Origin of the sequence: uncultured Alsobacter sp. (assembly GCF_945952055.1) — a bacterium.
Taxonomy (GTDB): Bacteria; Pseudomonadota; Alphaproteobacteria; order Rhizobiales; family Beijerinckiaceae; genus Alsobacter.
This window is the reverse complement of the sequence record NZ_CAMFHB010000002.1, coordinates 160,024-174,637: the sequence shown is the minus strand read 5'-3', so window position 1 is coordinate 174,637 and position 14,614 is coordinate 160,024. Positions and strand designations below refer to the sequence as shown.

General features: G+C 70.3%; 17 protein-coding genes. 8 read left to right on the top strand and 9 right to left on the bottom strand.

From position 1 onward, the window contains the following. Positions 1-84: 84 nt before the first annotated feature. Positions 85-777 (bottom strand): L,D-transpeptidase, encoded by a 693-nt coding sequence (locus Q0Q47_RS02195; RefSeq protein ID WP_293853807.1) that lies wholly within the window; start codon positions 775-777, stop codon positions 85-87. Between the two features lie 231 nt (positions 778-1,008). On the opposite strand from Q0Q47_RS02195, the gene Q0Q47_RS02190 reads away from it, so the two are divergent. The 3 genes from Q0Q47_RS02190 to rpiB all read left to right on the top strand — a co-directional run bounded on the left by Q0Q47_RS02190 (position 1,009) and on the right by rpiB (position 3,427). Then, positions 1,009-2,208, top strand: coding sequence for a mandelate racemase/muconate lactonizing enzyme family protein (locus Q0Q47_RS02190; protein ID WP_293853805.1), 1,200 nt, complete (start codon positions 1,009-1,011; stop codon positions 2,206-2,208). A gap of 106 nt (positions 2,209-2,314) precedes the next feature. Then, the gene (locus tag Q0Q47_RS02185; RefSeq protein WP_293853804.1) at positions 2,315-2,881 is read left to right on the top strand and encodes a DUF1003 domain-containing protein; all 567 of its coding nucleotides are present in this window, start codon (positions 2,315-2,317) and stop codon (positions 2,879-2,881) included. A gap of 105 nt (positions 2,882-2,986) precedes the next feature. Beyond that, positions 2,987-3,427, top strand: a complete 441-nt coding sequence (rpiB, locus tag Q0Q47_RS02180; protein ID WP_293853802.1) for a ribose 5-phosphate isomerase B — start codon at positions 2,987-2,989, stop codon at positions 3,425-3,427. Between the two features lie 12 nt (positions 3,428-3,439). Here the strand turns inward: rpiB and Q0Q47_RS02175 are convergent, their stop codons facing one another. Continuing rightward, complete coding sequence (locus Q0Q47_RS02175; RefSeq protein ID WP_293853801.1) at positions 3,440-3,652, bottom strand: DUF4287 domain-containing protein; 213 nt, start codon at positions 3,650-3,652, stop codon at positions 3,440-3,442. A 189-nt stretch (positions 3,653-3,841) separates the two neighbouring features. Here Q0Q47_RS02175 and Q0Q47_RS02170 point away from each other — a divergent pair, with 189 nt between their 5' ends. After that, entirely contained in the window at positions 3,842-4,621 is a 780-nt protein-coding gene (locus tag Q0Q47_RS02170) for a VOC family protein (RefSeq protein ID WP_293853799.1), read from the top strand. Between the two features lie 39 nt (positions 4,622-4,660). On the opposite strand, the gene Q0Q47_RS02165 is transcribed toward Q0Q47_RS02170, so the two are convergent. Next, entirely contained in the window at positions 4,661-5,884 is a 1,224-nt protein-coding gene (locus Q0Q47_RS02165) for a M23 family metallopeptidase (protein ID WP_293853797.1), read from the bottom strand. A gap of 78 nt (positions 5,885-5,962) precedes the next feature. After that, a complete protein-coding gene (locus tag Q0Q47_RS02160; RefSeq protein ID WP_293853796.1) occupies positions 5,963-6,871 on the bottom strand; it encodes a LysR substrate-binding domain-containing protein in 909 nt (302 codons plus the stop codon). A gap of 94 nt (positions 6,872-6,965) precedes the next feature. Between Q0Q47_RS02160 and Q0Q47_RS02155 the strand changes: the two genes are divergently transcribed. After that, a complete protein-coding gene (locus Q0Q47_RS02155; RefSeq protein WP_293853794.1) occupies positions 6,966-7,184 on the top strand; it encodes a hypothetical protein in 219 nt (72 codons plus the stop codon). A gap of 69 nt (positions 7,185-7,253) precedes the next feature. On the opposite strand, the gene Q0Q47_RS02150 is transcribed toward Q0Q47_RS02155, so the two are convergent. The 5 genes from Q0Q47_RS02150 to Q0Q47_RS02130 form a co-directional block, all read right to left on the bottom strand. Further along, complete coding sequence (locus Q0Q47_RS02150; protein ID WP_293853792.1) at positions 7,254-8,114, bottom strand: nucleotidyltransferase domain-containing protein; 861 nt, start codon at positions 8,112-8,114, stop codon at positions 7,254-7,256. Positions 8,115-8,162: 48 nt separating this feature from the next. Continuing rightward, on the bottom strand, positions 8,163-9,062 hold the full coding sequence (locus Q0Q47_RS02145) for a phosphotransferase (protein ID WP_293853790.1): 900 nt from the start codon (positions 9,060-9,062) through the stop codon (positions 8,163-8,165). A gap of 57 nt (positions 9,063-9,119) precedes the next feature. Further along, positions 9,120-9,626 (bottom strand): nucleoside deaminase, encoded by a 507-nt coding sequence (locus Q0Q47_RS02140; protein ID WP_293853788.1) that lies wholly within the window; start codon positions 9,624-9,626, stop codon positions 9,120-9,122. 90 nt (positions 9,627-9,716) lie between these two features. Then, positions 9,717-10,097, bottom strand: a complete 381-nt coding sequence (locus Q0Q47_RS02135; protein WP_293853787.1) for a GFA family protein — start codon at positions 10,095-10,097, stop codon at positions 9,717-9,719. 113 nt (positions 10,098-10,210) lie between these two features. Next, positions 10,211-11,377, bottom strand: coding sequence for an AAA family ATPase (locus Q0Q47_RS02130; RefSeq protein ID WP_293853785.1), 1,167 nt, complete (start codon positions 11,375-11,377; stop codon positions 10,211-10,213). Positions 11,378-11,676: 299 nt separating this feature from the next. On the opposite strand from Q0Q47_RS02130, the gene Q0Q47_RS02125 reads away from it, so the two are divergent. From Q0Q47_RS02125 to Q0Q47_RS02115, 3 genes are all read left to right on the top strand, one after another. Beyond that, positions 11,677-12,804, top strand: a complete 1,128-nt coding sequence (locus Q0Q47_RS02125) for a tetratricopeptide repeat protein (RefSeq protein WP_293853783.1) — start codon at positions 11,677-11,679, stop codon at positions 12,802-12,804. Between the two features lie 10 nt (positions 12,805-12,814). Continuing rightward, complete coding sequence (locus tag Q0Q47_RS02120; protein WP_293853782.1) at positions 12,815-13,894, top strand: hypothetical protein; 1,080 nt, start codon at positions 12,815-12,817, stop codon at positions 13,892-13,894. Between the two features lie 142 nt (positions 13,895-14,036). Beyond that, positions 14,037-14,423 (top strand): cupin domain-containing protein, encoded by a 387-nt coding sequence (locus tag Q0Q47_RS02115; protein ID WP_293853780.1) that lies wholly within the window; start codon positions 14,037-14,039, stop codon positions 14,421-14,423. Positions 14,424-14,614 lie beyond the last annotated feature (191 nt).

The window sequence follows — 14,614 nt, the reverse complement described above, 5'->3', positions numbered from 1 at the left end:
CGCCCTGGCGGGCGAGACACTGCCGCCAAGCGGCACGATTGGCAAGCTCGGGCCTTGCAAGACCCATGGCTTCGGCGCGGCTCGTCAGCCCGCCAGCACGACGACGGTGGTGTTCACCGGAGCCCGCTCGTAGAGGTCCATCACGTCCTGGTTCACCATGCGGATGCACCCCGAGGACACGTTCTTGCCGATGGTGGAGGGCTCGATGGTGCCGTGGATGCGGTAGAGCGTGTCCTTGTTGTTCTGCCACAGGTACAGGGCACGGGCGCCGAGCGGATTGCCCGGCCCGCCCTTCATGCCGATGCCGCTGCGCAGCTCGGTCATCTGCTTCTTGAGCTCGGGCTGGCGCATGAACATTTCCTTGGGCGGATACCAGTCCGGCCAGGCCTGCTTGTCGTGGATCACCGCCGAGCCCGCCCAGGCGAAGCCCTCGCGGCCGACGCCGACGCCGTAGCGGATGGCGCGGCCGTTGGGCATGACAAGGTAGAGATAGCGCGCCTTCGGGTCGACCACGACGGTGCCGGGAGGCTGGTTGGCGGGAGCGTCGACCACCCGGCGCCGGAACTGCGGATCGATCTCGCCCAGCGGAACGGCAGGCACCGGGAACGGCTCGGTGGTCACGGCGGCATAGATGTCCGGCGCGAAGAAGGACGGCTCGCCCGCCGGCGCCGTCGTCGCGGCGGGAACCGGTCCGCCACCGCGTCCGGCGGGGACGCAGGCGGCCAGCGGGACGACGGCCGCGGTGGCGATCACGGCGCGGCGCGAGAGGTCTGGCATGGGGACGGCTCCGAAAACGTTGCCCCACAGGGTGAAGCAGGTGCGTTGAAAAGGCGTGAACCCGGCCGGCCGGTGCCGGCAACCCCGCCATGCAGGATCATGCGGGCGGTGGCACGCCGGCGCAGGCGGCGATAGGCTCGCCGGGCGGGCACGCCTCGACGCGAGCCGGGCCCGCCGTGAGCAGGGGACGAGCCTTGCCGCCGTCATGCAGCAAGGCCAGGGAGGTTACGCGTGAAGATCACCGACGTGAAATGTGCCGTCATCGCCAGCAGCCCCGTGATCCGGATCACGACGGACGAGGGCATCACCGGCTGGAGCCAGATCGAGACTCCCAAGCCCTACCTGCAGCCCATCGTGCTGCAGCTCAAGTCGTGGCTGGTGGGGCAAGACCCGGTGAACGTCGAGCGCGTGGTCAAGCGGATCCGCGTGCGCGGCGGCTTCAAGCCGTTCGGCGCGGCCGTGAGCGCCATCGAGATTGCGCTGTGGGACATCGCCGGCAAGGCCGCCAACCTGCCCGTCTACCGCCTCATGGGGGGCAAGGTGCGAGACCAGGTGCGCACCTACCGCACGCTCTACCACAACGAGGCGGGCGTGAAGCACACGCCGGACGACTACCGCCGCTGGGCCGAGTACGGCATGGCGCTGGAGGGCGGCTTCACCATGTTCAAGCTGCCCACCTCGTTCCACTCGTCGATGGTGCGCGACTTCCCCGACTTCCACTACGGCGCCGTCCAGCATGACGCGCCGTTTCCCTATCCGCACAAGGGCCTCCTGAGCGAGGACGGCTTCAACCACATGGTCGCCTGCGTGCGGGCGGCCAAGGAGACGCTCGGCAGCAGGCACGGCCTGGCGGTCGATGCCGGCCCGGGCTTCCTCGTGCACGACGCGCTGCGCTTCGCCAAGGCGGTGGAGGACCTGCACCTCCTGTGGATCGAGGACATGATCACGGGGGACTACGTGCCACACGTCAGCGCCCACAACTACCGCGAAGTCACGCCGCACACGACGACGCCCATCCACACCGGCGAGCAGATCTACCTGCGCCAGAACTTCAAGGAACTGATCGAGACGCGCGCGGTGGACGTCATCGGTCCCGACCCCTGCGACGTGGGCGGCATCGCCGAGCTCAAGTGGATCGCCGAATATGCCGACCTGCACGGCATCGCCATGGCGCCCCACGGCACGGCCAACGGCATCTTCGGCCTGGCATCGCTGATCCAGGTCTGCGCCACGCTGCCCGACAACCTGATCGCGTTCGAGTATCCGGCCCGCTTCGAGCCGTTCTGGTACGACATCACCGAGGGCTTCGACGGGATGCCGGTCAGGAACGGCCTCATCGACGTGCCGGACCGTCCGGGCCTCGGCGTCGAGCTGATCGCCGCGAAGGCCAGGAAGTATCTGTCGGAAGGGGATGCCGACTTCTTCGACTGAGTGCTGCGGCGCCTGCCGGGCTGGCTGCGGTCCGGCGGGCGCCATCGGACCAAACCGAACGGCGGCCAGCGGCGTTGTCAGGCTCCTGCGCCCGTGAGCCACCCCGATGACCGACCAGACGTCCCGCGCCAGCACCCGAAGCCGGGCACAACCGTCCACGCAGGGCCCACCGGGCCTCGGCACGGTCCTTCAGCGCAACATCGCGATGCTGAACGACCGGCGCAAGGCGGAGGAGGAACAGGCGTCCTTCGAGGACCGCCTGGCCCTGACGATCACCCGGTTCACCGGCAGCATCATGTTCGTCTACATCCATCTGGCGTTCTTCGCCTTCTGGATCGTGGCGAACCTGGGCTGGATCCCCGGCGTCCCCGTGTGGGACGCATCCTTCGTCGTGCTGGCGATGTGGGCGTCCGTGGAGGCGATCTTCCTGTCGACCTTCGTGCTGATCAGCCAGAACCGGAACCAGGCGACGGCCGACAAGCGCGCCGACCTCGACCTCCAGATCAGCCTGCTCGTGGAGCACGAGATCACCAAGCTCACGACGCTCGCGGCCTCCATCGCCGACCACCTCGGCGTGCGGACCGAGGCCGAGGAGGAGCTCGAGGAGATCAAGCAGGACGTGGCGCCGGAGGTGGTGCTGGACGAGATCGAATCCACCAGGCCCGCATCGTGACCGGGGATGGCGCGGCTGCGGCCATTGCGTCGCGTGCCCCCGGCGGCCTATGAGCGGGGAACGGCCCCCGGGCCGCCGTCCACCCGCCCGAAAAGGTCCACGCCCATGCGCATCGCCATCGCCTCGGATCACGCCGCCTTCGATCTCAAGTCCGCGCTCGCGGCCTGGCTGCGGGACGAGGGCCACGAGGTCAGCGACCTGGGACCGGACAGCGATGCCCGCGTCGACTATCCCGACTTCGGCTACAAGCTGGCCACCCACGTGGCGGCGGGACGGGCGGACCGCGGCATCGCGCTCTGTGGGTCCGGCATCGGCATCTCGATCGCCGTGAACCGCAATCCCGCCTGCCGCTGCGCGCTCGTCGCCGAGCCCCTGTCGGCGGCGCTCTCGCGCGAGCACAACGACGCCAACGTCATCGCGCTCGGCGCACGCCTCGTCGGGCTGGACATGGCCAAGGCCTGCATCACGGCCTTCCTCCAGACGGCCTTCGCCGGCGGCCGGCACGAACAACGCATCGAGAAGCTGGGTCGTCCGACCGGCTGCTGAGCGCTCGGCTCCTCAATCTCGCGGATGGGCCAGGACGTGGGCGACGATGGCGTTCGCGTGGCCATGCCCCATGCCATGCTCCGTCTTGAGGAAGGCCACGAGGTCCATGTGCCTGGCCGGGCATCGCGCCCGCACGAGGTCCTGCCACTCGGCGATCGGACGCCCATAGGTCTTCTCGATGGAGGGGAAGTAGGACGCGGGCCCTTTGGCCTTCTCTTCCGGCATGCGGGTCTCCTCTCGACGGGCGACGATATTGGCGACACTCTGCCTGGAAGACGCGGCGCCTTCACGCGTTCCGACACGTGCGAGGCGCGGCGACGGCGATTTCCGGGAGGCGATGTCGGCAGGGGCGCAGCTCGACCGTCATCATGACGTGGGCGAACCGTCTCTCGCCCGTCGAACAGGAGACAGGCGATGGCCAATCCGATCATCTGGTACGAGCTGCTCACGTCCGACCACCGGGCCGCGGCCGATTTCTACCGCGTCGCGCTGGGCTGGGACATTGCCCCCTGGCAGGGGAAGGCCGGCGAGGGCGCCATGCCCTACCTGATGTTCGGCGGTGGCGGGGCGATGAGCGGAGGGATCATGGACTTCCCGCCGCCGGCGCTCGCCAATGGCGCGCCGCCGCACTGGAGCGCCTACGTGATGGTTCCCGACACCGACGCTGCGGCGCAGAAGGCGGCGTCGCTCGGCGGACAAGTGATGGTGCCGCCCACCGACATTCCGGAGGTGGGCCGCTTCGCGGTGATCACCGATCCGCAGGGCGCCTTCATCAACGTGATGACTCCGCTGCCGATGGATCCGCCGCCGCCCCGTCCGCCGGAGGGGATGCCCGGGCAGTGCGGCTGGCATGAACTGTTCACGACGGACCAGGCCGGTGCGCTGTCCTTCTACGGGGCGATGTTCGGCTGGTCCAAGGTTCGCGGGCACGACATGGGGCCCATGGGCGTCTACGAAATCCTCGCCATCGACGGCAAGGAGACCATCGGGACGATGACCCTGCCGCCGCACATGCCCCGGCCGCATTGGAACTTCTACTTCATCGTCGACGACATCCAGGCCGCGGCCGCCCGCACGACGGCGTCGGGCGGCTCGGTGGTGATGGGCCCGATGGAGGTTCCCGGCGGCAGCTGGGTGTTCCAGGGCCGCGATCCCCAGGGCGCCTATTTCGGCGCTGTGAAGCCGGCCGCTTGACTTGCAGGGGCCGGTCCAGCCTGGACGATCCTAGATCTCTCAGTTCGACGGGAAGTCGACGACCTCCTGGTCGAGCGGCAGGACGTTCGTCCGCGGTCCCGGCGCGCTGCCGGGATCGACGGTGACGGGTCCGCCCTTGTCGACGGTGGCGTCGTCGAGCACGGCGCGCCCGCGCAGGGTGAGGCTGCTGAAGGTGTAGGGCAGCCCCTGCGAGGCCAGCGGGGAGGGGCCGTCCATCACGTGGAAGTGCAGGTGCGGGGCGTCGGAATTGCCCGTGCTGCCGAGCAGGCCGAGGACCTGCCCGGTCGCGACCCGATCGCCCGGTTTCACTGTCGCCGAGCCCGTCTTGAGGTGGGCATAGAGCGCGAAGTTGCCGCTGCCCATGTCGACGACGACGTGGTTGCCGGCCGCGTTGTCGGTGGTGATGCCTTTGCGCACGGCGCCCGGCACCTCCTCCGGCATGTCGTTGACGACGCCGACGACGGTGCCCGGGGCGGCGGCGTGGATCGTGACGCCGAATTGCGGGTAGCTCTCCACCTTGTCCGCGGGTCCGTTGAACATGCGGCGGTTCGCGTCGATCTGGATGAAGTCGATGGCGAAGCGCTCCGGCACCTTGACCGTGCCGTCGAAAGCCATGGCCGCGCCGCGGTGGGAGGTGATGGTGGCGCAGCAGCCGTTCACGACGACCCAGCCCGGCCCGCGCAGCGGCGGCTCGAGCCGCACGGCCGGCTGCCTGTCCACGTCCACGCGGGCGCCTTCGAAGGTGATCCTGGCCGGGATTCCGAGCGCGGGATCGACCGGCGTTCCGGTGTGCATGTCGGCGCCCGGCGTCTTCACCATGCGCAGCGTGGTCAGCCGGTGCGCGATCGCCTGCGGGACGGGAACTCCGGGCGGCAGGGCCACGTCCAGGAACACCATGGCCGACTGCCCCGGCCCGAGAGTGTCGGCGGGGTCGTGGCCGTTCAGCCGGAAGATCGCGCGAAGCGCCTCCTTGCTCCAGGAGGCGAGGACCGCTCCGGTCGCGGCATCGACCGCTTCGAGCGCGTCGATCGCCACCACGAGGCTCGTGACGTTCACCACCGTGAGCTCGTAGGCGAGGTGGGTGCGGCCGTCGGTGGCGAGGACGGCCCGTGGCGGGTACAGGGGGGCCACGCTGAGGGCGGTGAACTGCGGCTGCGCGGCCCGGGCGAGCGGCACCTGCCCGGCGGAGGCCAGCACGATGCCGGCCGTGAGGAGCGAGCGGGCCAGGGCGGACTTGCGCATGGGCGTCACCTGAGGAGCGCGTGGCGTGGGACGACTACCATATCGCGAAAGCGGCATCGGTGGAGGCCGCGTTCGCGCTCACCCGGTGACGCCCGCCAGGCGGGCCTGCCGGCAGGCCCAGTCGCGGAACGCCTTGATCTTGGGCACGTGGCGCCGGGCCTGCGGGTAGACGAGCCAGTAGGAATGGCCGTCGTCCCCCACGATGTCGAAGGGTTGCACGAGCCGGCCGGCCGCGAGGTCCTCGCCGAAGAACCCCGGCGTGAGGATCGCCACCCCCTGGCCCGCCATGGCGGCGCTCGCCTCGAGCTGCTGCGAGCCGAGGCTCACGTCCGCCTGGGCCGACAAGGTGGGCTCCGGGACCCCGGCGAGGCGGAACCACGAGAGCCACCACGGATCGGTGACCCCGATCAGGGGAAAGCGCAGGAGGTCCGCGGGGCCGTCGGGCCGCCCGAGCCGCTCGATGAGGGAGGGCGCCATCATGGGCGTGAAGGTCGTGCGCATCAGCAGATGGCTGGCGAGCCCCGGCCAGGGGCCTGTGCCGGAGCGGATGCCGACGTCCACATCCTCGGCCGCGAAGTCCACGAGGCGCGGTTGCGTGTCGAGCCTCACGGCGAGGTTAGGCCGCTCGGCCCGAAAGCTGCCGAGCCGGGGCACGAGCCAGTGCGTCGCGAAGGTCTGGACGGTGCTGATCGAAAGCGTGCCGCTCGCCTCCTCGCGAACGGTCGCGAAGGTGGCGCGCAGGTCGTCGAAGGCGCGGCTCACGGGACCGGCTAACCTCTCCCCGGCGTCCGACAGCACCACGCGCCCTTTGGCGCGCAGGAACAGGGGCTGCCCGACGCGCTCCTCGAGCACCTTGATCTGGTAGCTGACGGCGGCCTGAGTCATGCCGAGCTCACCGGCCGCACGGGTGAAGCTCTGGTGCCGTGCCGCGGCCTCGAAGACCCGGACGGCGGTCAGCGGCGGCAGGGAGGACGGTGCTGAGGTCATCAAGCCACCTTATGGGGTGTAACCGAGGATCGATTGGTTTTCGCGCCGCCGCAAGCCGAATGTCGCTGCCACGAACCCCGTGGAGACATGCACCATGACCCTCTCGTTCCCCCGGCTTTTCGCTCAGGCGAGCCGTCAAGGCATGCCCGTGCCGGCCCTCGGCCGAATCCTGGCTCGGCTGTGGAGGCGCGCCGGCAGCGTCGCGCTCGATCCGGAGGCGCTCTCGGACCAGCAGAAGCGCGACATCGGGCTCCTCGACGGGCGCGGGCCGCTCAACCGTCGTCCCGAGCGCGACCCGACCGCGGGGCCCTGAACCACGGGCGGGGTCGATCGTCTCAGGGCGCCCCGTCCCCACGGAGGAGCCGGCCGTCCGCGTCGGGGCTCAGGAGGTCGATTCCGTTGAAGGGGTGACGTCGTCGGCGTGGCGGGAACAGAGGTCGCCGAGCGCCGAGGCCATCTCCTCCAGCATGGCGACGGCCTCGGCGAGGGCGCCGTCGCCGACGGCCTGCCAGACGGCCGCCTCGCGCCCGCCGAGGTCGGCGAGCGTGAGGGGCAGCGCTGCCGCTTCGGCGAGAGCCCCCTTCTCGTTGATCAGATGGCGGCGATTGAGCGCGAAGAGCACCTGCGCGACGCAGGCGAGCGTCCGGTAGGCGCAGCCCGCGACGTGCGTGGCGTCGCCGCGCACCGCGGCCTTGCGGGCGTTCTGGGCCGAAAACGTCGCCTCCCAGCCGAACCGGCCGACGAGCGCAGAAGCCAGCGCCTCGGGATAGGGATCGGCGAGAGCCTTGAGTTCGGCCACGAGGCCGGTGGGATCGTGCAGCGGCCGGCACAGGGCGATCTCGCCCATCCAGATCGCCGACACGAAGCCGTGCGGATGGCCCGGCTGGTAGTCCACGCTCACGGCGCCGTCCCGGCAAGCGGCGATCACCGCGCGCAGGCGCGCCGCCGGACGGTAGAGGAGGTCGACGGCGGTGCCTCCGACCTTCAGCCACGCCCCGCCCACGATCCAGGGGCCCCAGGCGCCGATGCCCGTGGGCACGGACGACCCCGCGTCGACGATGGGTTCAAGCGCCGTGGCCAGCCTCCCGGGATCGAAGGGCCGCTCCTCATGGAAGACGAGCCCCAGGTCCCAGTCCGACCCCTCTGTCGCCCGGCCGCGGGCGCGCGAGCCGCCCAGCACGACCGCGGCGATCCCGGGGACGCGGGCCAGGGTCTCGACGATGCCTTGTGGAAGAGCGCTCATCCTTCGACACTCACGGCTGATCCGCTGATTTCGGTCGTCCCCGGTGGCTCACCTCGGAAGGTCCGGATCCGACAGAAGACGACCCACCGTGCTCAACCCCAGTTGGCTCATCGCTGGTACGCTTTCGCGATAGTACCATACGAGGCCGAGGGCCTGCTGAAGCGCCCAGGCGGCACCGCGCCGCCATTCCGTGTCGCCCGATCCGAGCCGGGCCCGAAATGCGGCGCGACGGGGCCGGTCGAGGGTGTGCCAGGCCACGACCAGGTCGAGCGCCGGATCAGCGGGCCCGAACTGCCCCGTGTCGAGTACGCCGGCGAGACGACCGGCATGGACGAGCAGGTTGAAAGGGATGAGGTCGCGGTGGCTCATGACGTCGGGGCCGCAGGCCGGCATCGCCCGCAGCGCATGCCAGAGCGCCTCGACGCGCCGCGGGTCGACATCGGTGGCGCTCCTGGCGATGCATTCGGACACCCAGGCATCGTGATCGGTCAGGCTGCCGCCGCGGCCCTGCCCGTCGAACCGTCGTCCGCCCGTCGAAGAGTTGCGCAACGCGATCACGAGACGGGCGAGATCGTGTGCAAAGGGCTCCGACGCCTCCATCGCCGCGGGCGTGACGACGTCGCCCGGCACCCACGACACGAGCATCCACGGCAAGGGATAGCGGTCCCCCGGCCGACCGATGCCGAGTGGGCGAGGTGCCGGCACCGGTGATCGATCCGCGAACGCGCTCATGGCCGATGCCTGTGCCCCGATCGCGGCCAAGCATGGCCCGGGCTGCGAAGGACGAAGCGGAAAGCGCGCACAGGCCGAGGCTCCGACCCTGAAGATCGCATTTTCCGTCCCTGAACCCTGGACGGGCTCGACGGTCTCCGCGCAGAGGTCGGGGAACTGGGACTGGATGAGTGCGCGGGCCGTGGCCACGTCGATGGCGATCTGATCCGCGTGCATGCGTCGGGCCTGCTCGTGAATGCCGTCCAGCCGAGGTCCCAGGCCTCGCGAAGCCTATCAGAGATTGCCCTGGTCGTCCGTGCTCACGGGATCGTCCGGCCCGTAGTAGAGCGCCACGCACTCCTCGCGCAGCACGCCGCCCGCGATGCTGACGTCGTCGCGGTACGCATCCTTGATGAACGCGATGGTGTCGGTGTGCCGGGCTTCGAAATACATGCGGTGTACGTCCTCGCGCCCGGCGCCGTACACGACGCGGCCCACCTTGGCCCAGATCGAGGCCATGGTGCACATGCCGCAGGGCTGCAGGGTCGAGTAGAGGGTGGCCCCGCGCAGTTCGCCCCCGGGATTGTCGGCGTCCGCCACCCGCGGGCCGGCGCGCCGGAAGGCGACCATCTCGGCATGGGCCGTGGCATCGTGCAGCGTGTCGCACTCGTTGCGGGCCTCCGCCACGATCCGACCGTCATGCACGATCACGGCCCCGATCGGCGTGACCGCCGGGTCGCTGCCCCGCGCGGTGGCCACCCGCAGGGCCTCGCGCATCCAGCGTTCGTCGTCGTGCTCCATGAGGCGCTCCCTTGCCGTCCAGCATCCGCTGGCGGCAACACGGGGACGCGCGTTTGGTTGCGGCGCAACCGTCGCGGCAACGTGCCGCCGTCAGGGGCGAAGCGGCGGATCTTCCGAGTACTGTTCATCGGCCAACGCCGGGCACCACGGTTCGCGGCGCTTCACCCAGACCTCCATGTGCGGAGCGAACCCGCAGGGCGCGTCGTCGAGCGATCCCAGCCGGATGCCCACTTCCGTCTCGGAGAGGGTGTAGAGGCGTGTTCCGCAGGTGGGGCAGAAACTGCGCCCCTTCCAGACCGCAGCAGGACCTCCGCCCGAAAAAGCCTCGCGGGGCCAGGACGCGAAGAACGTGAAAGCGCTGCCGCTCTCGTGTCGGCAATCCCGGCAATGGCAGAGACCGACCCGGGTCGGATCGCCGGTGACGGCGTACCGGACCCGCCCGCAGTCGCAGCCGCCCTCGTGCTTGGTCATCGGGCCACCTTCCGGTTTGCAGCGTCCGATGATCGGGCGTGCGTGACCCTTCAACGCGATCCGGAACTCCGGGTTCGGCATCAAAAGGCCGGCCGCCGGTGCTCGTCCGCGCCTCAGCGCTCGGGCCAGGTCCAGGCGGGACGGTCGAGCGGCCCGCTGCCCACCACGTGGGTCTCGCCCAGCCGCTTCTCCAGCGCGACCACGGCGCAATCCGGGTTCTCGGCGAGCGCGCCCACCAGGGCGACGGCGTGCGAGACGACGATCACCTGCGACCGTTCGGCCGCGCTCACGATGAGCCGCCCGAGAGCCGGCAGCAGGTCGGGATGGAGGCTCGTCTCCGGTTCGTTCAGGATCAGGAGCTCCGGCGGCCGCGGTGAATGGAGGGCCGTCGCCAGCAGCAGGAAGCGCAGCGTGCCGTCCGACAACTCGGCCACCTGCAACGGGCGCAGCAGGCCGTGCTGCTCCATGACCAGCGAGAAGCGCCCCGCCGCGACCTCGACCCGCACGCGCGCACCGGGAAAGGCATCGTCGATCGTCTCGGCAAAGGCCTGCCGGTCGCCGATTTCGTGGATCGTCTGAACGGCGGCGGCGAGGTCCGCGCCGTCGTGGTTGAGGATGGGCGTGTGCGTGCCGATCTGCGCCTGGCGGGCCGGCGCGCCGGCATCCGTGCGGAAATGATCGTAGAACCGCCACGCCCGCATTCGCTCGCGCAGGGACAGCAGTTCCGGCGTCCGCCCCGGATCGGAACAGTGGGCCATCACGCTCTCGAACGGGGCGAGGCGCAGCGGCAGCGCATCCCAGCTTCCGCCGACGGTCCGGGCGCGGACGGCCGGGCCGTTGCGGTCCACCAGCAGCGCGCTCGGGCGTGGGCTTTCGCCCGTGAAGATCCATTCCCGCTTGAGCTCTGGATCGAGCATGAAGGCCGATGCGGGCACCGGCGGGGGCAAGCCGAGGTCGCAAAGGTAGCCGAAATCCTCCGTCGAGAACCCGAGCTTGAGGCTGACGGACTTCGACCGGACCGTTCCCTGGACCTCGTATTCGCCGGAGAGCACCTTGCGCCCGAAGGATTCCGGCCCCGCCCACAGCGTCGAGGGAAGCCCGCCCTCGCGGGCCAATGCCGGCACGAGGCCGCCCGTCGACGTTTCCGCGAGAAGGCGCAAGGCCCGGTAGAGGCTGGACTTGCCTGAGCCGTTGGGCCCGGTGACGAGGTTCAGCCTCGAGAGCGGGATCACCAGCTGCCGAAGCGACCGGTAGTTCGCGATGGCAAGCGTGAGAAGCATGCGGCATGTCCGGCTGGCGTCGTCGCTTTTGTGGCCGAAGCGGGCTTCACAGTCCAATCCTGGCAGGTCCCATTCGTCCCGGATGGTTGACGGGTGGAACAACAAACGCCGAGCTCAAGGCGGCAAAGACGGATTTTTCTCCTCGCGACTCTTTCCGAACACTCTTTGCATTGGCCATCCATTCACCATCGACGAGAGCAGCGCTCGCCTTTGCCGCGCGGGTACGGTGACATGACTTGTGAAATGTCGGAAGTTCGCGCGCCGTGCCGCATGTTGTGCTGAGATCGACTGCCGTATCCTTGCTGCTCGTCCTCGCCAGCGCCCCGGCCGGCGCGGCGCCCGCCTGCGATCCCGCGACGGTCAACCGGCTGCCCGACGAAGCCATCGCGCCGTGCACGGCGGCCATCGCCTTCGCCGACGCGACCCCGGGCGAGCGCGCGACGGCACTGTTCCTGCGGGGACGGGCCTATTTCCGCACCGACCGCCTCGACCTCGCGATCCGCGACCTCGACGCGTCCCTGGCTCTGGTGCCCGATGCGCCCGACGTGCTCGTCACCCGGTCGAACGCGCATCTCCGGCGCGACGAATTCCAGGAGGCCGTGGAGCTGATCGAGCGTGCCCTCGAGATCGATCCGGTCTCGCCCCGCGCGCTCACCGCGATGGCCTTCATCATGCGGATCGCGGGACGGCCGTTCGACGCGCGCGAGTTGCTGGATCGTGCCCTCGCCGTGTCGCCGGGCTTCGCGCAGACGCTCTACGAACGCAGTCGCCTCAACACCGACGAGCGCCGCCACAAGGATGCCCTGGCGGATCTCACGGCGCTCATCGCCCTGGACTTCGACGCCGCCAACCTGAGCGGTTACGTGGACGAGAAGGGCCGCTCGCGCGACATGCGCACCGTGGCGCTGCTCGACCGGGCCACGACGTTCGTCAGGCTGGGCGAGCGCGCCGCGGCCAAGGCGGACTTCGACCGGGCCGTCGAGGGAGGCGACTGGGAACGCCCCTATCGGGAGCGGGCCAGTTTTCTCCTGGAAGGCAGCGGCGACGCGCGCGCCGCCCTGGCGGATCTCGATCGTGCGTTGCGGATCGAACCTGCCGACCCGCAGGCGCACTACCTCAAGGGCTTGGCCCTCGCGACGCTCAAATCCTACGGCCAGGCCCTCGCGGCGTTCGACGACGCCATCCGGGTCAAGCCGGCCATGGGCAGCGCCCATGCGATGCGGGCCCGGATGCTGCGGGCTGCCGGCCAGACCGACGACGCCGTGAAGGCCGCCGTGGAGGCGATGACGGTCGACACCGCGCAGGTCGGGCGGATGGCCGCAAGCCTGACGCAGGCCGGCTACTGGAGAGGCCCGCCGCCCAAGGCCCCGACGCGCGATTTCCTGGACGCTGTTCGGGCCTGCATGATCGACACGGACTGCAACTGAGGAGCCTGCGATGAATCGAACCATCCTCGCCCTCGGACTGCTGCTCTGGATCGCGCCGGCCAGCGCCGACATGACGTCGGGGAGCGCCGGCCCCTTCGCCATGCGCACCTTCGTCGGCTGCGATATGTCGTTCATGGAGGCGCAGGCGGGGGCCTGCGACCCGGCGCCGGTGGACCTCGGGCTGACGCCCGCCGAGCGCTCCCAGGCCCATCTCGACCGCGCCAGGCGCCTGCTCGGGCTGATGCGCGACGCCGAGGTCCTGAAGGCCGCCAACGCCGCGGTGGAAACGGACCCCGGCAACCTCGACGCCCGCCTGTTCCGGTCCCGGTTCAGGTTCTCCATGCCCGGCAGCGGATCGCCGGACGAAGACCTCAACGTCATCCTGGCGGTCAAGCCCGACCACGCCGACGCGCTCGCCTCCCGCGCGTACTGGAACCTCCAGCTGCGACGGCTGGATTTCGCCCTGGCCGACACCAATGCGGCCCTGAAGGCCTGGCCCGGGCATGTCGATGCCCTGCGCTTCCGCGCATCGATCTACAAGGACATGAATCGCTTTGAGCTCGCCGATCAGGACCTGACGGCGGTGATCGCGGCCACGCCGACGGATCCGCGCCCGTCCATGATGCGCGCCGACATCCGGCTGCGCCGGATGGACACCGCCGGCGCCCTGGCCGATCTCGACAGGGTCGTCGCGCTGTCGCCGCGCGACCTGGCGGCCCTGGACATGCGCAGCGGCGTGAAGCTGTCGGTCGGCGACGCGGAAGGTGCCCTGGCCGACCTGCAACTGATCCTGGGCCGCCCCGGCGCGCCCGTGAACGTCCGCCCCAACATGCCTGCCATGGCCCGCATGGCGATCACGCGGGCCATGCTCCTGGCCAGGCTCGGACGCGTCGAGGACGCCAAGGCCGACCTCGACGACCTCGTCGGGCGTGGGGGCCTGAAGTTCATCCTGAAGCTCCAGCTGCACCTGCGCCGCAACGGCTTCGACGATGTCCAGATCGACGGCAAGGACACCACGACCTTCCGGACCGCCCTGGACAGCTGTCTGCGCCAGCCGAAGTGCGGGCAGGGGGCGACGCAGTCGCTCTAGGCTGGGCCTTGGCGACGCTCTCTCCCGATCTTGCCGGTCGCGGCGAACGCCGGACACGTCGTTCGTCCCACGCGGGACGCGACAGGGGGCGCCGCGATCGTGCAAGATCACGGGCCTTCGGGCCCATCAGGACGCGCCAGCCATGCCACGCCACGACTTCGATCCCGCCAGCGTCATCCCCGACGGCCGCGCGCCGTCGAAGGGCCGGCTCTTCACGCCCGACGGAACGCAGCCGTGGCGGGGCAACGTGGAAGGCCAGGCGATGGAGGGCGCCTGCACCGTGCTCGCCTATGGCAACGACACGGTCGGGATGGGGCCGAAGCTCCACATGCATCCCTATGACGAGACCTTCATCGTCGTCGCCGGCCGCGCGCGCTTCTTCGTCGGCGACCAGGTGATCGAGGCCGAGGCCGGGGACGTCGTGTTCGGCCCCAAGGGCCTACCCCACCGCTTCGAGAACCTCGGCCCCGGCCGCCTGCAGACGATCGACATCCACCACTCGCCGCGCTGGCTGCAGGTGGATCTTTAGCGTCACGACGCAGTTCGCGGCGCGAACGCCCGCTCGGCTGTAACGGGGCTCTCAACCGTCCTGCCCAGGCTCGCGCGGAGAGGGCGGTGCCATCCCTGTGCCGCGCCAGCCCGGGGCATCGCCCAGCCCCGTGTCGAACACGTCTGGCCATCAGCGTGGCTCGTCGCGCGACCTGCGCCGGTCGCCGCCAC